The 25436-nt window shown below is 45.6% G+C and carries 21 protein-coding genes; 3 read left to right on the forward strand and 18 right to left on the reverse strand.

Translation table 11 applies throughout. From position 1 onward, the window contains the following. Position 1: 1 nt before the first annotated feature. Entirely contained in the window at positions 2 to 979 is a 978-nt protein-coding gene (locus tag AC5O63_RS17265) for an ion channel (RefSeq protein WP_494505722.1), read from the reverse strand. A 144-nt stretch (positions 980 to 1123) separates the two neighbouring features. Further along, complete coding sequence (locus tag AC5O63_RS17270) at positions 1124 to 2008, reverse strand: LysR substrate-binding domain-containing protein (protein ID WP_494505723.1); 885 nt, start codon at positions 2006 to 2008, stop codon at positions 1124 to 1126. Positions 2009 to 2112: 104 nt separating this feature from the next. On the opposite strand from AC5O63_RS17270, the gene AC5O63_RS17275 reads away from it, so the two are divergent. Further along, positions 2113 to 3363 carry a D-amino acid dehydrogenase gene (locus AC5O63_RS17275; protein WP_494505724.1) on the forward strand — a complete coding sequence of 417 codons (1251 nt, stop codon included), beginning with the start codon at positions 2113 to 2115 and terminating at the stop codon, positions 3361 to 3363. Positions 3364 to 3682: 319 nt separating this feature from the next. Then, the gene (locus tag AC5O63_RS17280) at positions 3683 to 5221 is read left to right on the forward strand and encodes an alanine/glycine:cation symporter family protein (RefSeq protein ID WP_004744423.1); all 1539 of its coding nucleotides are present in this window, start codon (positions 3683 to 3685) and stop codon (positions 5219 to 5221) included. A gap of 160 nt (positions 5222 to 5381) precedes the next feature. Here the strand turns inward: AC5O63_RS17280 and AC5O63_RS17285 are convergent, their stop codons facing one another. The 4 genes from AC5O63_RS17285 to guaB all read right to left on the reverse strand — a co-directional run bounded on the left by AC5O63_RS17285 (position 5382) and on the right by guaB (position 11422). After that, a complete protein-coding gene (locus AC5O63_RS17285) occupies positions 5382 to 5978 on the reverse strand; it encodes an acetate uptake transporter (RefSeq protein WP_494505725.1) in 597 nt (198 codons plus the stop codon). Between the two features lie 240 nt (positions 5979 to 6218). Next, positions 6219 to 7901: a glycoside hydrolase family 19 protein gene (locus AC5O63_RS17290; protein WP_494505726.1), complete on the reverse strand. Its 1683-nt coding sequence runs from the start codon at positions 7899 to 7901 to the stop codon at positions 6219 to 6221. A 291-nt stretch (positions 7902 to 8192) separates the two neighbouring features. Next, positions 8193 to 9746 (reverse strand): glutamine-hydrolyzing GMP synthase, encoded by a 1554-nt coding sequence (gene guaA / locus AC5O63_RS17295; RefSeq protein WP_494505727.1) that lies wholly within the window; start codon positions 9744 to 9746, stop codon positions 8193 to 8195. 212 nt (positions 9747 to 9958) lie between these two features. Continuing rightward, the gene (gene guaB, locus AC5O63_RS17300) at positions 9959 to 11422 is read right to left on the reverse strand and encodes an IMP dehydrogenase (protein ID WP_004746284.1); all 1464 of its coding nucleotides are present in this window, start codon (positions 11420 to 11422) and stop codon (positions 9959 to 9961) included. A 231-nt stretch (positions 11423 to 11653) separates the two neighbouring features. Between guaB and xseA the strand changes: the two genes are divergently transcribed. Beyond that, positions 11654 to 12985 carry an exodeoxyribonuclease VII large subunit gene (xseA, locus tag AC5O63_RS17305; protein ID WP_004746283.1) on the forward strand — a complete coding sequence of 444 codons (1332 nt, stop codon included), beginning with the start codon at positions 11654 to 11656 and terminating at the stop codon, positions 12983 to 12985. Between the two features lie 52 nt (positions 12986 to 13037). Here xseA and AC5O63_RS17310 read toward each other — a convergent pair whose 3' ends face one another. From AC5O63_RS17310 to tcdA, 12 genes are all read right to left on the reverse strand, one after another. Further along, positions 13038 to 13259, reverse strand: coding sequence for a zinc ribbon domain-containing protein (locus AC5O63_RS17310; RefSeq protein WP_494505728.1), 222 nt, complete (start codon positions 13257 to 13259; stop codon positions 13038 to 13040). A gap of 38 nt (positions 13260 to 13297) precedes the next feature. Further along, on the reverse strand, positions 13298 to 14326 hold the full coding sequence (locus AC5O63_RS17315) for a sensor domain-containing diguanylate cyclase (protein WP_494505729.1): 1029 nt from the start codon (positions 14324 to 14326) through the stop codon (positions 13298 to 13300). Positions 14327 to 14644: 318 nt separating this feature from the next. Further along, positions 14645 to 15511: an alanyl-tRNA editing protein gene (locus tag AC5O63_RS17320; protein ID WP_494505730.1), complete on the reverse strand. Its 867-nt coding sequence runs from the start codon at positions 15509 to 15511 to the stop codon at positions 14645 to 14647. Between the two features lie 160 nt (positions 15512 to 15671). Beyond that, the gene (der, locus tag AC5O63_RS17325) at positions 15672 to 17159 is read right to left on the reverse strand and encodes a ribosome biogenesis GTPase Der (RefSeq protein ID WP_004746279.1); all 1488 of its coding nucleotides are present in this window, start codon (positions 17157 to 17159) and stop codon (positions 15672 to 15674) included. A gap of 167 nt (positions 17160 to 17326) precedes the next feature. Continuing rightward, positions 17327 to 18487 (reverse strand): outer membrane protein assembly factor BamB, encoded by a 1161-nt coding sequence (bamB, locus tag AC5O63_RS17330; RefSeq protein WP_494505731.1) that lies wholly within the window; start codon positions 18485 to 18487, stop codon positions 17327 to 17329. A gap of 9 nt (positions 18488 to 18496) precedes the next feature. After that, positions 18497 to 19111, reverse strand: coding sequence for a YfgM family protein (locus AC5O63_RS17335; protein WP_494505732.1), 615 nt, complete (start codon positions 19109 to 19111; stop codon positions 18497 to 18499). Between the two features lie 57 nt (positions 19112 to 19168). Next, positions 19169 to 20437: a histidine--tRNA ligase gene (hisS, locus tag AC5O63_RS17340; protein WP_494505733.1), complete on the reverse strand. Its 1269-nt coding sequence runs from the start codon at positions 20435 to 20437 to the stop codon at positions 19169 to 19171. Positions 20438 to 20485: 48 nt separating this feature from the next. After that, a complete protein-coding gene (gene ispG, locus AC5O63_RS17345; RefSeq protein WP_004746274.1) occupies positions 20486 to 21604 on the reverse strand; it encodes a flavodoxin-dependent (E)-4-hydroxy-3-methylbut-2-enyl-diphosphate synthase in 1119 nt (372 codons plus the stop codon). A 9-nt stretch (positions 21605 to 21613) separates the two neighbouring features. Next, entirely contained in the window at positions 21614 to 22588 is a 975-nt protein-coding gene (rodZ, locus tag AC5O63_RS17350; RefSeq protein ID WP_494505734.1) for a cytoskeleton protein RodZ, read from the reverse strand. Positions 22589 to 22912: 324 nt separating this feature from the next. After that, positions 22913 to 24040, reverse strand: coding sequence for a dual-specificity RNA methyltransferase RlmN (gene rlmN / locus AC5O63_RS17355; RefSeq protein ID WP_494505735.1), 1128 nt, complete (start codon positions 24038 to 24040; stop codon positions 22913 to 22915). Positions 24041 to 24174: 134 nt separating this feature from the next. Continuing rightward, positions 24175 to 24606: a cysteine desulfurase sulfur acceptor subunit CsdE gene (gene csdE / locus AC5O63_RS17360; protein WP_494505736.1), complete on the reverse strand. Its 432-nt coding sequence runs from the start codon at positions 24604 to 24606 to the stop codon at positions 24175 to 24177. 16 nt (positions 24607 to 24622) lie between these two features. After that, positions 24623 to 25432 carry a tRNA cyclic N6-threonylcarbamoyladenosine(37) synthase TcdA gene (tcdA, locus tag AC5O63_RS17365; RefSeq protein WP_494505737.1) on the reverse strand — a complete coding sequence of 270 codons (810 nt, stop codon included), beginning with the start codon at positions 25430 to 25432 and terminating at the stop codon, positions 24623 to 24625. Positions 25433 to 25436: the final 4 nt, after the last annotated feature.

A 25436-nucleotide genomic window follows, 5' to 3' on the forward strand; every position in this document is an offset into this window, starting at 1 on the left:
TTTAACGAGTCATCTTCTTAACAAACACCACCACAAACAACGCCATGGTAAAGCTGCCTAAGAAGGCTTCACAGGCAGCGATAAACCTCGCGACCCCGACGGGCGATATATCTCCATAGCCTAAAGTGGTAAAGGTCACGACGCTGAAATAGAGCGAATTGAAAAACTCTAAAGCGTAAAACTTCCACCCCGTGACCCCTTCATAAATAGGATGTGCTCCGGTCGTGTCTAACAAGAAATAAGCCAACGCACAAACCAGTATCAAGAAGATAGAAAAGCCGACGACTCGCACAGGATCTTCACCATATCCACAAAAGACGTCCACCAACTTGGAAATCATTCTTTTCAAACTGAACAATGGCATTTGATAGCGCCGATATCGCATTTCGCGCTTAAAGAAGTCACCAGCCATTTCAAATAGCCCCTGCTTCTCACACTGCTTGCGAATGTTACGGCACACCTCTTCGGCTTCCTGACACAGCATGACGGATTTCTTACGATCTCGCTGTTTTAACGCTTTCTTCGCTTCAAGTTCTTGCTTTAAACAACCACCCCATTCGATATTTTCTAACTTGGCCCGCGAGAGTTCAGCCCCAAGTAAGTTGCAATTGTCTAACTTGGCACAATGTAAATTCGCGCCAATAAGCTTGGCTTTCATCAAAGATGAACCACGTAAATCTAAGCCAAAAAAGTGAGCATCGGTTAAGTTTGCTCGATAAAAATCAACATTTCGACATAGATAACCTTCTTTACAGCCTCGGTTTACTAAATCTATGTCTTCGAGGTTTGTTTTTGCCAACTGAAATCCGTCTAAAGGTTTACCCGCTGCGGCCCATTCTTCAACCTGGTCTTTTATATCATCTTTGCTTTTATCGACTTTTGGGTCATGCCAGTAACACAAGCCTGACTCCCCACACGGTTGATCGCAGCACCAGCCATCAGGATTTTGATAGCTGCATTTGCCTTGGTGAGATTCCATATGCGCTGCCCCTAACATTATCTATCTCGGCAGAAGCCAACATAGACACATTACTAAGTGTAGTGGGTGCATATGGTCGCGCCATTGTTATTTATAATTTAATTAATAATACTTAAGCTTAATGACTGACTTTACGTAAGAAATTTAGTTGACCTGATCTCTCAACCATTGTTTGAACAATCGAGTGTAGGGATCATCGATATGAGTAAGAACAAAATAACCCGCATTGGCTTCGATGGCAGCAAAAGGTGCAACCAGCTTCCCCTGTTCAATCTCATCACCTAATAGCGCAACCCTTGCTAGCGCTATCCCTACTCCGGCCTCTGCTGCTGACATCGCCATGTCAGTACGATTAAAAAAATGGCCGCGATTGGTTTCAAAATCTAGCTGCTGCTGAGACGCCCAATAGAGCCATTCATAATCTTTCGGCGCACCATGCCAAGGCATCACATCATGTAATAGTGTCACTTGTTGCCACTCGGTGTTTCCCTCCGTTAGCTGCGGATGTGAGCGCAAGTAGTCACGGCTCATGACCGGGATCAGTGACTCCTCCATCAGCAGCTCGGCATCTGAGTGCTTGTAAGGGAGCGGCCCGTAATCAATCGCAATATCGAAGTTGCGCTTGTCACTGTCAACGAGCGCCCCTTCTGCAAAGGTATGAATTTGAATGTCTGGATACTGTTTGTGGAAGTTTTCTAGTCTTGGCACCAGCCATTTAAAAGCAAAAGAAGGCGTTAGTTTGAGGCGGATCTGCTTACGCTCTGAAACCTGCGTCAGCTGAAAGACATTTTCTTCAATCGAAGCCAGATGATGGCTAGTCGCATCAACCAATTTCGCGCCCTGCTCTGTTAAACGGATTCCACGAGCATGACGTTCAAATACACTAAACCCTAACCGTTGTTCAATTTGCTGAAGTTGTTGGCTGACAGCTCCGAGCGTCAGGTTCAGCTCTTTAGCAGCGCTTGTTAGGCTCTGATGGCGAGCAACAATGCAGATTAAGTTCACCCCGTGCAGCAAGGTCGATTTCATATTAAGCCTTTAGAAAAACTAAAACCTAATATCAATTCTTATCGATTGTTAAGCAGATGTAAATTCTTCATCCTTAGCAAAATTTCAAACTGTGAGTAGCGTTCGTGAAGGTTATTGTTTTAGGGAGTGGGGTCATCGGATTAACCAGTGCTTGGTACTTACATCAAGCTGGATTCGATGTCACTGTGATAGACAGACAAGCTAAAGCGGGAGAAGAAACCAGCTTTGCCAATGCAGGTCAAATCTCATATGGTTACTCTTCACCTTGGGCAGCGCCCGGCATTCCTACCAAAGCCATTAAGTGGCTGTTTGAACAACATGCCCCGCTGAAAATTAAGCCCTCCCTCAACCCTGATTTGCTCCATTGGGCGAGCCAAATGCTCGGCAATTGCCAATTGGATAAGTACCGCGTCAACAAATCTCGCATGCTTACCATCGCCAATCGTAGCCGTGAGTGTTTAGCCGCATTAAACCAACAGTTTGAGCTCGATTACCAAGGACGTACTCAAGGCACGCTGCAAATATTCCGCACTTCTGCCCAGCTTAAAGCCGTAGAAAAAGATATGGCGCTGCTCGAAGAGAGTGGCACCCAATTCAAATTACTCGATGCCAAGCAATGCCTCAATCAAGAACCTGGGCTGGCTAACATGCAAGGTGAGTTGGTTGGCGGGCTTTACCTGCCTGATGACGAAACCGGAGATTGCTATCTGTTTTGCCAACAGCTGCATAAGATGGCAGAGCAAGCTGGGGTTGAGTTTATGTTTAACACCGATGTTGAGGCTCTGCTGACGGAAGGCACTAAGGTGGTGGGTGTTAAAACCTCTCTAGGGACGTTAAGTGCCGATCACTTTGTGGTCGCATTAGGCAGTTACTCGAAAGCTCTACTTAACCCGATCGGTATCGATATTCCGGTTTATCCGGTTAAGGGGTACTCATTGACCCTGCCAGTCACTAACGAGCAGCAAGCTCCTTCGTCCACCATTATGGATGAAACCTATAAGGTGGCACTCACCCGCTTTGACCAAAGGATCCGTGTCGCGGGTACTGCAGAGTTGGCAGGGTTTGATCCTGCTTTACCCGACAAGCGCCTCGCAACACTGAACCACGTTGTCAGTAACTTGTTCCCACAAGGTGTTGATTTCTCTCAGGCTGAGTACTGGACAGGCTTTCGCCCCATGACACCGGACGGAACGCCAATCATAGGCCAAACAAAGTTCAGTAATTTGTTCACCAACACAGGGCATGGAACATTGGGCTGGACGATGGCGTGTGGTTCAGCTGATATCTTAGCCGAGTTGATGGCATCAAACGGTCAGAAGCCTCTTTCAGAACTCAGCATGGAGAGGTATGCCTAAAAGCTAAGCTAAAACGCACTTTTCATATCAACACAATTAACTCATTTACGTTCTATTAACAAAATATATAGCAACGTATCTGGGTTATTTGTCGTACGTATAAACCACCACCAAACCTCCCCATTCGACCATATAGCGTTCCAATTGAAGCCCAGTAAGTAATCAATCGCTACTATTTAACAATTTTTTAGCACTTTGTGTTTTGGGTCACGCTAATTAACACTAACAAATAAATAAATTAACAATTACATTACAGAAAGGGTAATATCCTGTTCAGAAAACAACCACTACAAAACAAAACAAAACAGGGAAAATACTTATGCAGTCATTAGTTGATTTTCTGAATGGAATTATCTGGAGCCCGGTATTGATTTACCTTTGCCTTGGCGCTGGTTTGTTCTATTCGATCATGACTCGATTTGTTCAAGTTCGTCACTTTAGCGAAATGTGGCGCTTACTTCTTTCAGGGAAAAGTTCTACTAAGGGTATCTCATCATTCCAAGCTTTAGCGGTTTCGCTATCTGGTCGTGTGGGTACAGGTAATATTGCAGGTGTTGCGGCGGCTATCGGTTTTGGTGGTCCTGGCGCAGTATTCTGGATGTGGGTTGTTGCCTTCTTTGGCGCAGCAACAGCATACGCAGAGTCAACACTGGCACAGATCTACAAGGAAGAAGACGAAGGTCAATTCCGTGGTGGTCCGGCTTACTACATTGAAAAAGCAATGGGTCAAACTTGGTACGCATGGATCTTCGCAATCGCGACTATCTTTGCTTGTGGTTTCCTACTACCAGGCGTTCAGTCAAACAGTATCGGTAATGCGGTTGAAGCAGCATTCGGTTCTGGTGAAATGATTGAAACAGCTATCGGTACATTCAGCTTTGCGAAGATCTTCACGGGTACACTGATTTCAGTCATCCTAGCGTTTATCATCTTCGGTGGCGTTAAACGTATCGCTAACTTCACGCAGATTGTTGTTCCTTTCATGGCGCTTGCGTACATCGTGACGGCGTTCATCATCATCCTTCTCAACATCGGTGAAGTACCACGCGTATTCTCTATGATCATTGGCGATGCATTCACACCTATGGCGGGTGTTGGTGCTGCTATCGGTTGGGGTGTTAAACGTGGTGTTTACTCAAACGAAGCAGGCCAAGGTACGGGTCCTCACGCAGCGGCAGCAGCGAGCGTTGACCACCCTGCACAACAAGGTCTAGTACAGTCGTTCTCTATCTACATCGATACACTACTAGTATGTTCTGCAACTGCATTTATGATCATCATCACTGGTGCATACAACGTTCATGGCGCTGAAGGCTTCCTAGTACAGAACGTTGCTGCTGATATTGCTGCAAACGGCCCTGTATTCACTCAGATGGCGATTGAAAGTGCACTACCAGGCATTGGTAAGCCATTCATCGCAATCGCACTGTTCTTCTTCGCGTTTACTACGATTCTTGCTTACTACTACATCGCAGAAACTAACGTGGCTTACATCCGTCGCCACATCAAAGTTAATGGCCTGATGTTCCTACTAAAAGTGGCGCTAATCGCAGTCGTGTTCTACGGTACAGTTAAGACAGCAAACCTTGCATGGGCAATGGGTGACGTAGGTGTAGGTCTAATGGCGTGGCTAAACATCGTTGGTATCCTAATCATCTTCTTCATGTCTAAGCCTGCTTTGAAAGCTCTGAATGATTATGAAGAGCAACAAAAACAAGGTGTTACAGAGTACACGTTCAACCCAGTAAAACTAGGCATCAAAGGTGCTGACTACTGGGAAGACAAGTACCGCCGTAAGACAGGCAAAGAGCCTTCGGCTGAAACTGAGTCTAAACCGGTTGAACAACCTTCAACCTAATAGCGACACGCTATAAAAAATAAGAAAATGCAGTGGTAAAAAAAGGGGTTAGCCAATGGCTAACCCCTTTCATCTTATCGTTCCCAAAAATTTACTAAGTTAGATAACTTAGGTTCAGTCAATGTTGCTTCAGGCACACCATCAACCAAATTCTTTTTAATTATGCAGCTACCTGTTCTAGCGGCATGTCTTGGACCGGCTTCTTCTCACCAATTGGCAGAATAGTGCGACCGTATTCGTTGTTTAGTACTTGTGCCATAGCGAAGTAAATCGCACTCGCGCCACAGAAGATACCTTCAAAACCAGCAATAGTGCCGATAAGCTGACTTCCAGTGAAATCACGCGCTGCCAGTAAGAAGAATAGGATTGTTAGTGAGCCAAATACCACTTGCTTTGCTACTGGGTAGCACAGTGAGCCAATAAACATAAAGCCTGTGAAAATACCCCAAAGCGCTAGGTACCAACCCATAAAGCTTGCTGGGCTTGCAGGTAGCCCCATGTAAGGCATAACCAGAATTCCAACCAGTGTTAGCCAGAACAGGCCGTAAGAAGTAAACGCCGTAGTACCAAAAGTATCACCACGCTTGAAACACATCATGCCGACAAAAACTTGGCTCAGACCACCATAGAAAATACCCATTGCTAGGATCATTGAATCAATAGGGAAAAAACCTGCATTGTGGATGTTTAGCAGGATGGTTGTCATACCGAAACCCATTAGGCCCAGTGGAGCCGGGTTTGCCAGTTTTGTTGACATTTTGCGCACCTTTAAAAAAAGTTAATAAAATTTACGCGCAAATTTTAGTGACGTTCAATAAAAAAGATAGTGTTCGGAATCGCAATCTAAGGTTGCGCAAATCATTAAGTTAGAACTTTGACCGTATTTGAGCCGATAAGGGATGTAAAACACGTGAAATCCGTACAACATCGAGCAATAAAAAATAGGCCCTGAAATAAATTCAGGGCCTATTCAATCGATTTAGCTTGTTTTAAAGACTTACTGGCAAGAAATTTCGTCCCAGAACCAGTTTGCTTGAGTTGGTGTATCCCACGTTCCTGGACCATTTTTAGCAATAAAGCACTTGCCGTTGTAGGTCACTTTATCGCCATTCGCGACCTGAGAAACACCCGGTTGCCACTGAATAAACGTATTTGGATCCGGTGTTGGTTCTGGGTCTGGAGTTGGTGTCGGCTGCGGATCAGGCGTTGGGGTTGGGTCTGGAGTAGGATCAGGCGTCGGCTCTGGTGTACCAGCCACTAGCTCCCATGGGCCACCTAAGCTTGGATCATCACCTTGCGTCCACCATTTCGCTTTATAAGTTGCCCCATTGAATGTCACTTGATCGCCCGTGTTATATACCTTAGTCGCACTCCAACCTGTTCCATTGTCTGGATTAGGATCGACGGGGTCTAACTTGTCGACAACTCGGACTTCAGGCCAGCTAGCGTGTGAGCCGTAGAGGTTGGTTACACACTTCTCGTAGTCACCCGGAACCAATGCTGAATACGCAGTCTGGAAGCCCACCAGTTCACACTCAAACGAGTAGCCACCCGGTCTATCTGCATAGTATTTCCAGTTACCATCCCAGTTGGTGTAAAGCACATCCGTTGCGCCATTAAGATTCAGGCTGCCGTAAGGCGTTTGCTGCCAGCAAGTGTTCTTTTCATCGGCTTCAATAGGAATCTTATAGTGCGCCGACAAACCTTCCCAATAGCGAATACGGTTAACTGGCTGACCTTTGTCTCTGTTTTGCTCACCACACTCGATGCCACCGTTAATAATGTTGATAGTGGTACCAAAACCGTAACCAATACCAGCGTCAATTTCGCGCTGAGAAGGCGTCCATGTTTTATCAATGACATGCAGCATAGCTGGCTTAGGTGCTTGTGGTGTCAAAAAGAACCAAATCGCAGAAGCTAGGTTTAACCAAGAGTCGGCAACTAAGCCAGGATTGTTAAGCAATACTGACGCGTCACCGTCAAACATGACTTCAGAGAATGCACCATAGTTGAAATGATAAGAAAGCTGTTTAGCCCCGCGGCCAAAATAGCCCTGCCCTGTAGCACACGGCCATTTTTTGTTTTGCCAATCGTTTTGACCACACCCGGTTGTGTAGCCTTCCTGACCTTCAGACCAGCCCATTTCACGCACATGTACTAGGGCTTGTTGCCACTCTTCCAACGCTAACGGGTTATCAGAGGTATTATCTTTAGCGATGTGGCCACCTGTTTCTTGCGCAAAGTGGGCAAAAGCGGTCACGATCGAACGTTTACAGATGGCATCAGAATCACGTCCATCCGTGTACTCTGCACAAAATGCCGGGAACTTACCAATTGCGCGCAAGAAACGCGTGTAGGTGTATTCCGGCGCGGCCATGTGGGTCAGAAAATCCCATTCCGCTCGTGGAAAGACACGTTCAGCCCTTTTTACGTTATCTGGGTTGGTTGCTAACCCAGAATCAATCGCTTCAACAACCGAGTTGGGTGCAGTACGCAGCGCTTGAGACCAGATTTGGTACATTGGATCCGCCGTCTTTTGACTCTCTGCTGCTTGGATATCAGCACGTGAAACGACATAGCCAGTAGGGTTTTGAGGATCGGGTTGGATATTCATCGTCGCCCAAGAGGTAGGTGCCGCAGATAGCATGGCCATTGCAGCAAGATAGCTTGTTTTCTTCATCAGACAAGTCCTTATGTGTATTTCTGATGAAAAGACTAGAAAACTCGAGCACTAACTTCACGGCTAGTGTGATGTGGCAAGGTCAACTTGCGAGTGACTCTTAAGTTGCAACGGAATTTGAAACTATAGGTTTAGTAAAAAGTGTCTAGTGGGTTCAAAAACCGAAAATACTAAAACCGCCCACCTAAATAGTGTGATCATTCGGTAAAATAACAAAAGCCATACTTTAAATCTTTCAAAATAAAAAAAGCCAGTCTGATGACTGGCTTAGCTTATCTATTCAAACAGGGGTTATTCCCATTCGATTGTCGCTGGTGGCTTACCAGAGATGTCGTAAACAACTCGTGAAATGCCGTCAACTTCGTTGATAATGCGGTTAGATACCTTACCTAGGAAATCGTACGGTAGGTGTGCCCAATGCGCAGTCATGAAATCGATAGTTTCTACAGCACGTAGAGAAACAACCCAGTCGTACTTACGGCCATCGCCCATTACACCTACAGAGCGTACTGGTAGGAATACCGTGAACGCTTGAGATACTTTGTTGTATAGGTCAGCAGCGTGCAGCTCTTCAATGAAGATAGCGTCAGCACGGCGTAGCAAATCACAGTACTCTTTCTTGATTTCACCAAGAACACGAACACCTAGACCAGGACCTGGGAATGGGTGGCGGTAAAGCATGTTGTAAGGCAGACCTAGCTCTAGACCAATCTTACGTACTTCATCTTTAAACAGCTCACGTAGTGGCTCAACAAGACCCATCTCCATATCGTCTGGCAGACCGCCAACGTTATGGTGAGATTTGATTACGTGTGCTTTGCCTGTCTTAGATGCCGCTGATTCGATAACATCTGGGTAGATAGTACCTTGAGCTAGCCATTTCGCATTTTTCAGCTTCTTCGACTCTTCATCAAATACGTCTACGAATACGTGACCGATAGTCTTACGCTTCTCTTCTGGATCAGATTTGCCTTCAAGTGCTTTAAGGAAGCGATCTTCCGCGTCAACTTTAATGATGTTTAGGCCGAACTTGTCGCCAAACATATCCATTACTTGTTGGCCTTCGTTAAGACGAAGCAGACCGTTATCAACGAATACACATGTTAGCTTGTCACCAATTGCGCGGTGAACCAGCATCGCAACAACCGATGAATCAACACCACCAGAAAGGCCTAGGATAACTTCGTCATCACCCACTTGCTCTTTAATACGAGCAACAGCATCTTCGATGATTGATTCTGAAGTCCAAAGACGCTCACAGCCACATACGCCAAGAACAAAGTTCTCTAGCATTTGTAAGCCATTTTTAGTGTGCGTTACTTCTGGGTGGAACTGAACGCCAAAGTATTTTTTCTCTTCGTTCGCCATCGCAGCGTAAGGACAGGTGTCTGTCTCACCGACTTTCACGAAACCTTCAGGGATCTCGACCACTTTGTCGCCGTGGCTCATCCATACATCTTGAGAAGCTTCAAGATCTTTAAAGATTGATGATTCGCCAGAAACTTGTACTGCAGCGTAACCGAATTCACGCTCATCAGAAGTTGAAACTTTACCACCTAGCTGCTCTGCCATTGTCTGCATGCCGTAACATACACCAAGCACAGGAACACCTGAGTCAAATACATATTGAGGAGCGCGAGGAGAGTTGTCCTCGGTAACACTTTCAGGGCCACCAGATAGGATGATGCCATCTGGGTTGAATTCACGAATATCCGCTTCTTCTACATCCCAGCTCCAAAGTTCACAGTAAACGCCGATTTCACGTACGCGGCGCGCGACAAGTTGAGTGTACTGAGAACCGAAGTCCAAGATCAGAATACGTTGGTCATGGATATTTTTAGTCATTTTGAGCAGTCTTATAAGCTAGGTTATTAAAACGGAGGCGAGTTTACTCGCCTCTTATTAATGCTTCAAGGAAAAAAAGCAAACGTTTCCGTTAAATATATAGGTTTTGTTTTTACGACGGTATTTCGTTTGAGAGCCAAGAGAAAGCGCGCAGTCTATAAGTATAAATGAGCACTTTCGATGCAGCTATCGAACGAAATAACCAGTAAAAATTAACCTAGACGGTAGTTTGGTGCTTCCTTCGTGATCTGAACGTCGTGTACATGAGACTCTTTCATGCCAGCGCCTGAAATACGTACAAATTCAGCTTTAGTACGCATATCTTCAACCGTTGCACTGCCTGTAAGACCCATGCTTGAACGTAGACCACCCATCTGTTGGTGAACGATCTCTTTTAGGCGGCCTTTGTATGCGATACGACCTTCGATACCTTCTGGTACTAGCTTGTCTGCTGCGTTATCTGACTGGAAGTAACGGTCAGAAGAGCCTTGAGACATAGCGCCTAGTGAACCCATACCACGGTAAGCTTTGTATGAACGACCGTTGTATAGAATCACTTCACCCGGAGCTTCTTCAGTACCCGCAAACATTGAACCAACCATCACACAAGATGCGCCAGCAACGATTGCTTTACAGATATCACCTGAGAAACGAATACCGCCGTCAGCAATAACAGGAATGCCATACTCGCCAGCCACTTCTGCTGCGTCTGCAATAGCAGTAACTTGAGGTACACCAACACCAGTAACGATACGAGTTGTACAGATAGAACCAGGGCCGATACCCACTTTCACTGCGCTTACGCCAGCTTCAATCAGAGCCTTCGCACCTGCACCTGTTGCTACGTTGCCGCCAATGATGTCTAGATCTGGGTATGCCGCGCGAGTTTCGCGAATACGGTTTAGAACACCTTCAGAGTGACCGTGTGAAGAGTCGATAAGTAGAACGTCAACGCCTGCTTCAACTAGAGCTTTTACGCGCTCTTCGTTACCCGCGCCCGCACCAACGGCTGCACCTACACGTAGGCGACCTTGCTCGTCTTTACATGCGTTTGGTTTACGCTCTGCTTTATGGAAGTCTTTTGCGGTGATCATACCGGTTAATTGGAACTCATCGTTCACAACCAGTACTTTCTCTACGCGCGCTTCGTGCATTTTCTCTTGTACTTCTTCACGAGTTGCACCTTCTTTAACAGCCGCTAGACGCTCTTTAGGCGTCATCACAACTTCTACTTTCTTAGAAAGGTCCGTTACGAAACGAACGTCACGACCAGTGATGATACCAACCAATTCGTTGTTATCCGTCACTACAGGGAAACCTGCAAAACCATGCTTTTCAGTAAGAGCAACCACATCAGCAATTGATGCATCTGGGCTAACTGTCACAGGGTGAGAAACCACACCTGCTTCGTAAATCTTAACCTGATGAACCATTTCTGCTTGCTGCTCAATCGACATGTTCTTGTGGATAAAGCCAATGCCACCCTCTTGCGCTAGTGCTATTGCTAGGCGCGCTTCAGTAACGGTGTCCATAGACGCCGAAATCATTGGGATGTTTAGGGTGATGTTCTTAGTTAGCTGAGTGCGAAGATCAGCTGTGTTTGGGAGAACAGTGGAGTGTGCTGGCACAAGTAGTACGTCATCGAATGTCAGCGCTTCTTTGGCAATTCTTAGCATTTGCAATATCTCACAATTAGAGGAGTAAAAAGAACAATCCAATCTCATCGTTTCGCATAATGAGAGCAGTAAGCGGAGATGCTTGGCTGCATTTGGATTAGATATTGCGGACGGATTATACGGCTAACGCAATCGCTTGACCACAAATTTTTTAATTTTTTTCTTGCATTTACCCCCTTGCTATGTATTATATTGCCGCTAATTTCCATACCCACGTCCACGGGATTAGCTGTGTCTTCTCTGACCAATCAAAACATCTTCACCGTTTCTCGTCTTAATGCTGAAGTCCGTCTGTTACTAGAAAATGAAATGGGCATTGTTTGGTTAGTGGGAGAAATCTCTAATTTCTCTGCGCCTGTTTCTGGGCACTGGTACCTCACTCTAAAAGACTCTCGCGCCCAAGTTAAATGTGCCATGTTCCGTGGTAACAATCGTCGCGTTACTTTCAAACCGCAAAACGGCAATCAAGTCTTAGTCAAAGCACGTTTATCTCTTTATGAGCCTCGCGGTGACTATCAGTTGATCATTGAAAGTATGCAGCCCGAAGGTGATGGCAGACTTCAACAGCAATTTGAAGAGCTGAAGATGAAACTGGCGGGGGAAGGTTTATTCGCTCAAACCAGTAAACAGCCGTTACCAGAGCACCCTAAGCGCGTCGGAGTTGTCACGTCAAAAACGGGCGCGGCTCTGTTCGATATCCTCGATGTACTTAAGCGTCGTGATCCTTCCCTTCCTGTGGTTGTTTATCCAACCATGGTTCAGGGAGAAGAAGCCGCTATCCAAATAGCACAAGCCATTGGCTGTGCAAATAGCCGCAATGAGTGTGACGTTTTAATTGTTGGACGTGGTGGTGGCTCACTGGAAGACTTGTGGTGTTTTAACAATGAAATACTGGCGCGCACCATTGCCGCGAGCCAAATCCCGATCATCAGCGCAGTCGGCCATGAAGTCGATGTGACGATTGCCGACTTTGTTGCGGATATGCGTGCTCCTACTCCATCAGCCGCAGCCGAATTAGTTAGTCGAGATAACAGCCACAAAGAGCAAGCGCTCACCACTCGCCAGCACAAACTGATTAGCTCAATGCGCTACTACTTGGCTGAGCAAAAAAGAACGACCACTTCTTTACTTCATCGCATCGAGCGCCACCATCCTAATTATCAACTGCAGCGTCAAAGCCAACAGTTAGACGAGCTTGAGGCTAGATTGCACCGTGCTATGGGGCAATTTATCTCTCTGCGCAATCAGAAGATTGAACGTCAGCAGCACAAAATTCAGCTCAATTCTCCAATCAAACGACTAGCCGAGCAAAATGCTTCATTACAAAGACTGGAGCAAAAGCTATTGGATGCGATGGATCGAAAACTGCTCAATACTCGCCACCAACTAGCAATGGCAGCGGAAAAGCTTGAGACTGTAAGCCCACTAGCCACACTCAAACGCGGTTATTCGATCACTCAGACCGAACAAGGTAAAGTGGTGACTCAATCCTCGCAAATAAAAACAGGTGACACTTTGGTCACCCGTCTTTCTGATGGCGAAGTCCGCTCAATCGTGAACTAGAAAACTAGAGAACTAGAGAACTAGAGAACTAGAGAACTAGAGAACTAGAGAACTAGCTTGGTTGAAACTCGAATCGAACGCGAGATTTAGATTTCAGTTCATTGCAGTTATTGCAAAAGTAGTTCGCCGCACCACATGCTTGGAGCTTTTCTAACTCGGCTTCGCAATCAGGACAGAACCCCACCTTGATATAGTTTTCATCGCAAGCAGAACAGTGGTATTTACCTGTCCACTCGAGTTCGTCTTCGCACACAGGGCAAATATTCTCGTTCATAAACGACACTCAATAATCTTTCATCATTTACGCTAACTTTAATGTTCTGCGGTGAGTTTGCCTTGATCTTTATCATACCTGCGCTGGTGTTTAACCTTATACATCTGCTGATCAGCAAGCTTTATTAAGCTTTGTAGTGATGTCACTCGGCTCACTTCGCATACGGCCTTACCCACACTCACTTTGATCGTTAAGCCTTCTATTGGGAAGGCATTCTTCAGCTGTTGATTAAACATTTCTTCGAGCTCTGTGAACACTTCTCTACTATTCGAGAAGGAAAACACAACAAACTCGTCTCCTCCATAGCGACCTTTTAGACTACAACCTTTAAAGGTTTGGTTAAGCAGCGCTCCAACGGTAGACAGTACTTTGTCACCGACTTCATGACCAAAACGATCATTAATCAACTTAAACTGGTCTATGTCGGCGAAGAAGCAAGAGACATACTGAAGATCGGTGTTTAAGCAATCAGCGACTTGGTCTAGCAATGCAGATCTATTTAAGCACTTGGTTAGCGAATCATACCGTGCATGATAATAAAGCTGCTCTTCAAGCTGATATTTTTCCCAAGCAACAGCATACAATGAGGCCAACATTTCAAGAACTTCGAGCTCATGAGCCGCGGGAGCAGATGGCGTTGAGCTATAGATTGCAAATGTCCCCATTGCAGTATCTTCGCTTGATAAGATAGGCACCGACCAGCACGCTCTCAAATTAGCTTGAGTGGTTAGTGAGAGAAATGGTGCCCAATTAGGGTGAAGGTTGATATCCTCGACGACCACTGTCTGCTTTAGATATGCGGCTGCACCACAAGAGCCAACATTAGCCCCTATTTCAACCCCTTCTATTGCGTCGTTATACAACTTTGGCAAACTAGGGGCATACTCTAAATATAATTTCGCAGTGTTTGGTTCTAAACGAAGAATGGATGCTCTGCGCTCGCCAAACCAGCTTTCAGAAAGATCGACAACTCTTCGATTGAGCTCTTCTTTTCCCATTCCCAAGGCTAATTTTGCGAGCAGCTTATTTACTTCTCTGTGAGCTGTGAGAAGTTCAAGGTGACTCATAAGGCGACTACTTTATTTGTTTTAGTTTTTCACCTCGAACACTAGCATAAAGTTTGAGCTTTTTAGCCGATCTCTAGCTCATTAATAATCACGAGCAATTAATCTTTACCACCAAAACCGTTAAGATGATAAAAGATCCAAGTCTGATCGTCGGCAAAATCCAAAGTGATCAGCGATCTGCCCTAAAAAGAACATTTATATAACCACACACCGAAAGCATAAGTTACATATGCTGCATTTGGATTTTAGAAAGCATAAAACTTCAGAAATACAATTTTAAATCTAGTTTTTAGCATTTAATAAAAAGATCAGATTCCATTAAGCCGGTTTTACATTGGTGTGCATTTCAATATTTTGCTCATCAACATGAAGTAAACTCACCTCAATAGCGAGATATTCTGCCAATGAACTAGCATGGGTGCCACCGCACGGAATGACTGCCATTGCGGATTCTTTCAAGTCACATTGCCAGTATCGAGAATCGGTTAAAGCCTCACCATCACACTCAACCTTGATGTCAGAATTGAGCTCAAGCCAGTTGATCAATTGCTCGTTAACTTGCTGCTCGATTTGGTTTAAATTTGAAAGCACATCAGCGCTATTTAAACCTCGTTTACGTAGCGTTTTTCCTAAACGATAGGTATCTAAGCACTTATCTGGGGTAACAAAGCTGGTCACTTGAGCATAACTGTTAAAATCATAGTTTCCGTGAGGGTCTTTGCGATCAGCATCTTTGCGCCAATAGCCTTGTTCGGTCAGAACCTTATTTAATGCAAGATAAGATAAGTGACCTGCACTATGACCTCGACTGAGTGACAGTTGGTACTCTTTATCGACAGATAGGCTCACGCTCTGCCCTAGAGTTAAATCAGAACAATCTGCTGATAAACAATGCACGGTGACAAACACCCATCCAGCTTCATCACGTTTAACCGGAATCGCCTGTCCAACATAGAGTTCACCGCTTCCAGTATCGACGGCACCGACTTGGCAATCTTGCACTATGTAGCCATTCAGTGTGCCTTTATCTGCTGGATGATCTGGCCAAATATGGCTTACAGGGTGAAAAGGCGTGGTATCGGTTACTACATAGAAATGTTCTTCGGTTAACTTGGTCAGTTGAATGCTGGCTTCTAGCTGCCAAGTCTGATGACAGAATTGTGTAATGGTGGGTGTAATGTGCATCTTTCTATTTTTCCATATCATACTAACCAGAATAAACATCTAGTCATTCTTGCTAGTGAACATCGCGGATCACCTATTTATCTCGACTGGTATAAAAAAAGCGCCGAGATTATCAGGCGCTTTTGTCGAAATTAGTCGTTTCTACCGTTAGGAAGCAGAGTTACTTCTTACGATTTTTCATCATGCTCATTAGGCGTTTACGTTTACGCTCTTGAGACATAGTCATTTTGTTCGACTTACCCTCAAATGGGTTATCGCTGCTTTGGAACTGGATACGAATCGGTGTACCCATGATTTCCAATGACTTACGGTAGTAGTTCATCAGATAACGTTTGTACGAATCTGGTAATTCATTTACTTGGTTACCGTGAATCACAACGATCGGTGGGTTGTATCCACCAGCGTGCGCGTATTTGAGTTTAACACGACGACCGCGCACTAGTGGCGGTTGGTGATCGTCAGTAGCCATTTTCATGATACGCGTCAGCACAGAAGTCCCTACGCGAGTTGTCGCTGATTTGTATGCCTCTTGAACAGACTCAAATAAGTGACCAACACCTGTACCGTGAAGTGCAGAGATAAAGTGGATTCGAGCAAAGTCGACGAAACCTAGACGACGATCAAGTTCTTTCTTAACGTGCTCTTTCACGTCCATATCCAGACCATCCCACTTGTTCACTGCAAGCACAATTGAGCGACCAGCGTTAAGTGCAAAACCAAGCAGACTTAGATCTTGATCTGAGATGTTTTCACGAGCGTCAATAACCAGTAGAACAACGTTAGCATCTTCAACTGCCTTCAACGTTTTAACCACTGAGAATTTCTCAACGGTTTCGTTGATACGCTTACGGCGACGTACACCCGCAGTATCGATAAGAACGTATTCACGACCATCACGTTCCATAGGAATGTAGATAGAGTCACGAGTCGTGCCAGGCATATCGTAAACCACCACGCGCTCTTCACCGAGAATACGGTTAGTCAGGGTAGATTTACCTACGTTAGGACGACCAATAATCGCCAGTTTGATCGGCTGATCTTGTAGACGTTTGAACTCTTCTTCCGCTTCTTCTTCGGTGTAGTCGAGTTTCTCTTCTTCTTCGTCAACGAATTCAGTTAAGTCTTCGATCTCACCTTGCGCTTCTTCTGCCATTTTTTCAGCAAATGGATTCAGAGCTCGGTCGATCAATGCGCCAACACCACGGCCATGAGCAGCAGCAATCTGATACATGTTTTCAACACCTAGCTGCCAGAAGTCAGCCGATGCGGCGTCAGCATCAATACCATCAACCTTGTTCACAACAAGCATTGAAGGCTTTTCAATTTTGCGTAGGTGATTAGAAATCGCAATATCAGATGGCGTCAGACCTGCGCGGCCATCAACCATAAACAGCACAACATCAGCTTCGTCAATCGCTGCCAATGACTGCTCAGCCATTTTGGTTTCAACACCTTCTTCCGTGCCATCGATACCGCCGGTATCAATCACGATAAATTCATGCTCACCAAGCTTCGCTTGGCCATATTTACGGTCACGAGTTAAGCCAGGGAAATCCGCAACCAATGCGTCGCGAGTACGAGTCAATCGGTTAAATAACGTTGATTTACCAACGTTTGGACGCCCTACCAGAGCAACAACAGGTACCATAACAACCTCTACAATATTCTTTTCTTTATGTAGTTATAGGTAACAACTCAGCAGAGTCCACACTTTGAGCGCTTTACCTATAACCACATCTAACTATGGGTTCTAAAACAAACAAACGGCTCCCAACTGTTACCAGCTAGGAGCCGAATGTGAATTATATCACACGATTACTCGTTGATCGTCAGTTTCTTTACATCGCCATTGCGAGTCATCAGCACGTAACCACCCGGCACTGCAATCGGTGCCACAGCAAAACCTGTGGTATTGACTTGCTGCATTGAAACAAATTCGCCGCTGCTGCGATCAATCCAATACAAATAGCCTTCGCTATCACCTACCACAACGTACTCGTCAATCATTACAGGAGCAGTCAGTAGTCGGTGTTCTAGCTGGTCATTAGTCCACAGTTCAGTACCACTGCGAGCATCGACAGCGACAAGATGATCTTTTTCTGTCACTAAGTACAGACGACTGCCGTCGCTCGCCAGGTCGGTTGCTGAAGAATAGCTGCGTTTCCATGCCGGTTTGCCCGAGCGCAGATCAATTGCTGTTAGCTGCCCGTTGTAACCTACGATGTATAGTGAGCTACCCAAAATCAGTGGTGCAGCATCGACATCGACTAGGCGATCAATTTCAGTTGCGCCCTGTGGCATACCGATAGGTTGTTGCCAAATGAGCTGTCCACGTTCCACAATCGCCGCTGCGAGTCGGCCGTTTGCCGTACCCCAGAAAACACCACCAGAGGCAGTGACAGGAGTACTATTGCCACGCAATGTTAGGTTTGGAACTTCAGTACTGATGGTCCATTTGGTTTCACCAGTGCTTTGATCTAGCGCCACTAACATGCCGCTGTTGGTGTGAACGATAACGTAGTTACTGTCCGTTGCTGGCGCCGTTAGCACCTCACCATCAACATCGACTTGCCAATTCACTTCACCTGTTTCTTCATTGAAAGCGATCACTTGACCGTTTTCACTACCAATAAAGAGTTGGCTGTAACCTGCGGTAATGCCACCAGCTAGACGAGCAGAGACATCCGCTTCAATCTCGGTTTCCCACAAGGTTTTACCATTTTCAGGATCCAAGGCTTTGACGACACCGTCACGGCTTGCGACAAACACTTTGCCATAAGCGTATTCCGGAGTGAGTTTAGAGTAGTATTGACCAACACCATTACCAACAGAAGTACTCCATTGACTTGATGGAGTGAACTCACTGTCAACTTGCGGTACCGGTGACATAATGATGGTATCTTCTTCGCCAGCACAGCCCGCGAGAACACCAACGAACATCGCCGTTGTGAGTGCTTTTTTCAGCATATTCTTCATGCGACGCCCTTACTTGGCTAGATCATCCAGTTTCATCTGTAGTGTCTGGCTCGCATCACCTGACTGCTGTGCTTCGGTGTATGCTGCGTAAGCCGCTTGTGCATCACCTTTACGCAGTAGGATGTCACCTTTTAGCTCAGCAACACGACCAGCCCAGCTTTCATCTGTAATGTTAGCCAACTGAGCAACAGCTGCATCAAACTCGCCCTGCTCTGCTTTAACGCGAGCTAAACGGTAATCAAGTACCGCTGAAACTGCTGCATCTTTAGTTGCTGATTTTGCCCACTCTAGTTGAGCCAAAGCTTCATCAAGGTTACCCGTTTCTACTTGAACTTTTGCCAGTTGTAGCGCAGCTAATACTGAGTATTCAGTTTCTTTGTTGGCATCGATGAAAGCTTGAATATCACCTTCTGCTGACGCGCCTTTTTCAGCAAGCGCTTGAACCGCTTTAGTGTAGCTTTCTGACGCAGCTTCTTGAGCCGACGTCACTGAATCTTGGTAGTAACGCCAGCCAAACAGACCGCCTAGACCAACAACAGCGCCTAAAATGACTGCTTTGCCGTTCTCTTTCCACCAATCTTTGATCGCTTCTACTTGTTGTTCTTCAGTATCGTAGAGTTCCACTTCCTGTCCTCTTACATCAAAATGGCAGCCGAGACTGCCACTCAAAATTCATTAATATTAAACGAGCTCTGCTAGCTTAGCGATGACATCTGCTTGGCTCAGTGTATCTTGAGTACCGCCAATCAGATCTTTTAGTACCACTGTATTGTCAGCGACTTCGTTTTCACCAAGTACTAGAGCTACAGCTGCGCCTACTTTGTCTGCGCGCTTGAACTGCTTCTTGAAGTTACCACCACCGAAGTGGCTCATAACACGTAGTCCAGGGACTTGTTCACGTAGTGACTCTGCTAGCTTCATACCCGCTAGCATTGTGCCTTCGCCTGCCGTTACCATATAAACATCAACACTACGACGAACTTCTGTTAGCTCTAGAGTTTCTAGCATTAGAACCAGACGCTCAAGACCCATAGCAAAGCCCACTGCTGGTGTTGCTTTACCGCCTAGCTGTTCGACTAGACCATCGTAACGACCACCACCACATACGGTGCCTTGAGCACCTAAGCTTTCAGTAATCCACTCAAATACAGTGCGGTTGTAGTAATCCAGACCACGAACTAAACGCTCGTTAACTGTGTATTCGATACCTGCCGCGTCAAGAAGTTCACAAAGACCTGCAAAATGTTGCTTTGACTCTTCACCTAGGTAATCAGGTAGACGTGGGGCATCACCTAGAATCGCCTGTACGTCTGGGTTCTTAGTATCCAGTACGCGTAGCGGGTTAGTGTGCATACGACGTTTACAATCATCATCCAGAATATCAATGTGTTGCTCTAGGAAAGCAATCAGTGCAGTGCGGTAGTTCGCGCGATCTTCTAGTGAACCAATTGAGTTCAGCTCTAGACGAACGTGCTTATCAATACCAAGCTCACGCCATAGACGAGCTGTCATCATGATGAGTTCTGCATCAACATCTGGGCCGTCTAGACCAAATACTTCAACACCACATTGGTGGAACTGACGGTAACGACCTTTTTGCGGACGCTCGTGACGGAACATCGGGCCCATGTACCATAGGCGCTGCTCATCACGGTTGATCAGGCTATTTTCAATACAAGAGCGTACACAGCCAGCCGTGCCTTCTGGACGAAGGGTTAAGCTGTCGCCGTTACGGTCTTCAAATGTGTACATCTCTTTTTCAACCACGTCGGTCACTTCACCGATTGCGCGACTGAATAGATGAGTCATCTCAACGATTGGCATGCGCACTTCGTTATAACCGTAGGCGCTGATTACGTTCTTCACTGTGTTCTCAAGTTTCTGCCACAGTGGTGATTGATTTGGAAGGCAGTCGTTCATGCCTCGAATTGCTTGGATTTTCTTTGCCACAGTTATCTACCGTAAAAAATAGTTACCGTAATTTGGGTTACGTTGAGATTAATCTTGTACTTTAACGTCGATGCGATTTGCTTCGTCTAATGTTGAAGCTTTTGCGCGAATTTTAGCTTCTAACTGATCAACAAGGTCGTTATTGTCAAAACGCTCTTTCTGACGTTTACCGTCTTCGTAGAATGCGCTCTTCTTGTTACTTCCTGCTAAGCCTAAATGAGAAACTTCTGCTTCACCCGGACCATTGACCACACAGCCAATAATGGACACATCCATCGGCGTAATCACGTCTTCTAGACGCTGCTCTAGTGCGTTCACGGTACCAATCACATCAAATTCTTGGCGCGAACAGCTTGGGCAAGCAATAAAGTTAATACCGCGAGAGCGAATACGCAGAGATTTTAGGATATCGAAACCGACTTTGATCTCTTCTACTGGGTCAGCCGCAAGAGAGATACGTAGCGTATCGCCAATCCCTTCTGCCAACAGCATCCCAAGGCCAACTGAAGATTTCACTGCGCCAGCTCGTGCGCCGCCTGCTTCAGTAATACCTAAGTGAAGCGGCTGATCGATCTTCTTCGCAAGTAAGCGATAAGAATCGACAGCAAGGAAAACGTCTGAGGCTTTCACACTCACTTTAAACTGGTCGAAGTTAAGACGATCAAGAATATCAACATGTCGCATCGCAGACTCTACCAACGCCTCTGGAGTTGGTTCGCCGTACTTCATCTGAATGTCTTTTTCTAGCGAGCCACCATTCACACCGATACGAATCGGAATGTTTTTGTCGCGCGCGCAGTCAACCACAGAGCGGATACGGTCTTCGTTACCGATATTGCCCGGGTTGATACGTAAACAGTCTACGCCGTACTCCGCCACTTTTAGCGCGATACGGTAGTCAAAATGAATATCCGCTACGAGTGGGATATTCACTTGCTGTTTAATTTGCTTGAACGCTTCCGCAGCATCCATAGTTGGAACCGATACGCGAACGATATCAGCACCGACATTTTCCAGTGATTTAATTTGAGCAACAGTCGCTTCAACGTCTGTTGTTCTAGTGTTAGTCATCGACTGCACAGCAATCGGTGCACCGTCACCAATAGGTACGTCGCCCACATAGATACGAGTCGATGGGCGACGTTTGATAGGAGATTCGTATTGCATAGTAATTTTTTAAGGTAAGTTGAATCTTGCTACTTTGCCTGAAGTATACCCAGAAAGGTCGACAGGTTCACTTGCTAATGTCATTGAAACGTTTTCTGGTGCACCTAAAATGACACTATAAGGCAAATTGCCGCTTAAATTGAGGCTCTGACCCGCTTTCTTCACACCAGTAGAAAGGGTTTTACCCGAGGCATCTTTAACTTGAATCCAGCAATCATCGGTGAATGACATCACCAGTAAGTTAGCCGCAGCAGGTTGTTCTGTTGTTGCGGTTTCTTTTACAGGCTCAGGCTTAACAACTTCTTTCGTTTCGCTTACGGGCGCGGGTTGAGTTGGTTGAACTGGTTGAGTCTCTTCGACTATCTCTGTAGTAACAGGTTCAGTAGAGACTACCTCTTCAGTAACCGGCGCGGGCGTTGAGTCGAGTGCTTCAATCGCATCTTCACCAACTGTAGGCTCCAGTTCCGCTTCAGTTAAAGTTGTAAAATCAAGAGGTTGATTCTCTATTTCCTGCTCTAGCTGTATTTCTTGATCCGTTTGGTCGGTCAGTGACTCCATGCTTTTTTCTTGGTTTTGCCACCACCAAACAGATGAAATGCCTAACACAATAATCACAATACCCAAGGTTAGGGTCATTATGCGGCTATCATGGGCTTCGCGCTTAGTTTTGTGCGAGAAGCTTTTCATTTCTTGCTCTTCTGGTTGAGTATCTTCACAACCATCTAATGCACATAAGACTTCTGACTCCGCAATCCCTACCGCTCGCGCATAAGAACGTAAATAGCCACGAGTAAATGTGGCTACCTGGTCAGAAGTAAAATTATTGCTTTCGATATTTTCGATGATAGATACGCGTAAGCGTAAACGGTCGGCAATTTGTTTTTGACTGAGGCCAAGCGATTCGCGTTTGTTTTTTAATAGAGTGCCTGCTTGCACTTTTTCGACGATCTCGTCGCTCGCTTGAAGTTGTTGTTCAGATGTCATGATACTAAAAATTCTCTTCTCGTTTCAGTTTCGCCATATCGCCGCTTAATTATTTATTTTTCGTTGCGTGCTACTAACCAAACTCTGAATTATGTAAGGAATAATCCTTAATTTATGTCAATCAACGCTCCACTCAATAGACAGAGGTAAGTACCCCGAAAGCGTTAACCATTAATTCTAATAGATATCATAGATGAAACAACACTAACAAAGCGCATAATTTACAAGCAGCTCAAGGTTTTTCGTTATTTTGACAGAGAGATCGCTACCAGATGTAACAAAAAAGCCAGAGCTAGGCTCTGGCTTTCGCAAAATTAGCGCGCTTTATGAAACTGATTTAACTTCAATTGTTTCACCTTTGGCTGCTTTAATGGTCGCTGTACGCTTAGTACGGTCGATGACATCACCAACTAGCTGACCACATGCTGCATCAATATCATCACCACGAGTTTTACGTACCGTTACCGTGTGCTCGTACTGCATCAAGGTTTTTTGGAAACGATCGATACGCGAGTTACTTGGTTTCTTGTATGGCGAACCCGGGTACGGGTTAAACGGAATCAAGTTGATCTTACAAGGCGTGTCTTTCAACAGCTCAGCAAGCTCTCGTGCGTGGTCCATATCATCATTAACATGGTCAAGCAGAACATACTCTACCGTTACCTTACCGCGGTTAGCGTTAGAAGACTGAATATAACGACGTACAGACGCTAAGAAATCGTCAATATCCCAACGATCGTTGATTGGCATGATTTCACTACGTAGCTTATCGTTAGGTGCATGCAGTGAGATAGCCAGTGCAACGTCAATCTTACCTGTCATCTGGTCAAGGCCAGAGACCACACCAGATGTTGATACCGTCACGCGGCGCTTAGATAAACCAAAGGCTAAATCATCAAGCATTAGCTCAAGCGCAGGAATCAGGTTCTTCATGTTGAGTAGTGGTTCACCCATACCCATCATGACTACGTTGGTGATTGGACGACGACCTGTCTCTTTTTCTAAACCGATCTCACGCGCAGCGCGCCATACCTGACCAATAATTTCAGATACTTTCAGGTTGCGGTTGAAACCTTGTTGAGCGGTTGAACAGAATTTACACTCTAGCGCACAGCCAACTTGCGACGAAACACACAAGGTAGCACGGTCATCTTCTGGGATGTATACCGTTTCTACGTCTTGATCACCCACCTTCATTGCCCACTTAATCGTACCATCTGACGAGTGCTGAGCTTCCGCTACGGTTGGCGCTTTAATTTCGCAACGACGTTGTAGCTTTTCACGTAACTTCTTATTAATGTTGGTCATATTATCGAAGTTATCGACACCGAAATGGTAGATCCACTTCATCACCTGATCTGCACGGAATGCTTTTTCACCAAGCTCATCGGCAAAAAACTTACGCAAACCTTGGCGATCAAAGTCGAGTAGATTGATTTTTTCAGTGGTCATGTGGCCTCTCAAGCGACGGAACATTAATTAAGGGCGCGAATTGTACAGCCTTTACGCAGCGACAACAAGACCTGTAAAGCCCTGTATTTACTAAGGCGTTAATATAGTGGTGTTTATTTTTTGTACAGAGGAAATTAGTCTTCAGAGATTTGCTTAATCTGCTCAACAATCGCTTTCAAGCCATTGCCTCTAGAAGGGCTTAAGTGGGCAATCAAGCCCAGCTTGTCAAAATAGGCATCAATATCAAAAGATTGTATTTGTTGCGAAGATTTACCATCGAATGCCGCCATCACCAAAGCAATCAGACCACGCACAATACGTGCGTCGGAATCTGCGCAAAAATGCCAGATTCCATCGGAATTATCACTCACTAGCCATACGGTACTTTCACAACCAGAGACCGTCACTTGCTCAGACTTAAGCTCTTCAGGCATCTTTGGCAGTTTCTTGCCCCATTGGATAACCTGACGATAGCGATCTTCCCAGCCTTTGAAACCTTGCATGGTTTGGGCAATCTCTTCGGCCGTGATTTCAGTACCAAATGGTGATTGAGGAAACGGTGACATTTTTCTCTGACCTTATTTACTTGCTGTATTTCTGGATAAGCTTTTCAACGATGCGTGATACTGCAACAAAACCAAAGCTCGCCGTCACAACGGTAGCTGCGCCGAAACCGTTGGCACAGTCCATGCGCTTTGGTCCTTCTGCGGTTGATTTGACTCCACACACACTGCCATCCGGCTGAGGGTATTTCAGTTGTTCAGTGGAAAATACACATTCAATACCAAACTTACGCGCCGGATTAGTTGGGAAGTTATGATGACGACGCAGCGTATCTTTGATCTTCTTCGCCAATGGATCTTGAATCGTCTTTGTCAGGTCTGCGACTTTAATTTGAGTTGGGTCAACCTGACCACCAGCGCCGCCCGTCGTAATGACTTTGATTTTATTGCTGCGACAGTAAGCCAATAAAGACGCTTTTGCTTTGACGCTATCAATCGCATCCAGCACATAGTCGTATTCTTTGCTCAGGTACTCATGTTGGTTGTCTGGCGTAATAAAATCATCAATCAGATTCACTTTACACTCTGGGTTAATCAGCTTAACCCTTTCAGCCATCACTTCGATCTTGCTTTGACCCACGGTTCCGCTCATTGCGTGAATCTGACGGTTAATGTTGGTCACACACACATCGTCCATATCGATCAGGGTTAGCTCACCGATACCTGTTCTTGCCAGTGCTTCAACAGCCCAAGAACCCACACCACCAATACCGATTACGCAGACATGCGCAGCGCGCAAAATCTCAACTTCACTATTACCGTAAAGACGGCGTGTGCCACCAAAACGTTGGTTGTAATTATCAGAAGCTGGTGTGTCGAGTTCACGCATATGG

The organism is Vibrio sp. SCP2, assembly GCF_059295395.1.

Bases quoted from the DNA above. Each gene is read 5' to 3' on its own strand.
- AC5O63_RS17265 (WP_494505722.1), bottom strand. From the start codon at position 979: ATGGAATCTCACCAAGGCAAATGCAGCTATCAAAATCCTGATGGCTGG.
- AC5O63_RS17270 (WP_494505723.1), bottom strand. From the start codon at position 2,008: ATGAAATCGACCTTGCTGCACGGGGTGAACTTAATCTGCATTGTTGCT.
- AC5O63_RS17280 (WP_004744423.1), top strand. From the start codon at position 3,683: ATGCAGTCATTAGTTGATTTTCTGAATGGAATTATCTGGAGCCCGGTA.
- AC5O63_RS17285 (WP_494505725.1), bottom strand. From the start codon at position 5,978: ATGTCAACAAAACTGGCAAACCCGGCTCCACTGGGCCTAATGGGTTTC.
- AC5O63_RS17290 (WP_494505726.1), bottom strand. From the start codon at position 7,901: ATGAAGAAAACAAGCTATCTTGCTGCAATGGCCATGCTATCTGCGGCA.
- guaA (WP_494505727.1), bottom strand. From the start codon at position 9,746: ATGACTAAAAATATCCATGACCAACGTATTCTGATCTTGGACTTCGGT.
- guaB (WP_004746284.1), bottom strand. From the start codon at position 11,422: ATGCTAAGAATTGCCAAAGAAGCGCTGACATTCGATGACGTACTACTT.
- AC5O63_RS17310 (WP_494505728.1), bottom strand. From the start codon at position 13,259: ATGAACGAGAATATTTGCCCTGTGTGCGAAGACGAACTCGAGTGGACA.
- AC5O63_RS17315 (WP_494505729.1), bottom strand. From the start codon at position 14,326: ATGAGTCACCTTGAACTTCTCACAGCTCACAGAGAAGTAAATAAGCTG.
- AC5O63_RS17320 (WP_494505730.1), bottom strand. From the start codon at position 15,511: ATGCACATTACACCCACCATTACACAATTCTGTCATCAGACTTGGCAG.
- der (WP_004746279.1), bottom strand. From the start codon at position 17,159: ATGGTACCTGTTGTTGCTCTGGTAGGGCGTCCAAACGTTGGTAAATCA.
- bamB (WP_494505731.1), bottom strand. From the start codon at position 18,487: ATGAAGAATATGCTGAAAAAAGCACTCACAACGGCGATGTTCGTTGGT.
- ispG (WP_004746274.1), bottom strand. From the start codon at position 21,604: ATGCAATACGAATCTCCTATCAAACGTCGCCCATCGACTCGTATCTAT.
- rodZ (WP_494505734.1), bottom strand. From the start codon at position 22,588: ATGACATCTGAACAACAACTTCAAGCGAGCGACGAGATCGTCGAAAAA.
- rlmN (WP_494505735.1), bottom strand. From the start codon at position 24,040: ATGACCACTGAAAAAATCAATCTACTCGACTTTGATCGCCAAGGTTTG.
- csdE (WP_494505736.1), bottom strand. From the start codon at position 24,606: ATGTCACCGTTTCCTCAATCACCATTTGGTACTGAAATCACGGCCGAA.
- tcdA (WP_494505737.1), bottom strand. From the start codon at position 25,432: ATGCGTGAACTCGACACACCAGCTTCTGATAATTACAACCAACGTTTT.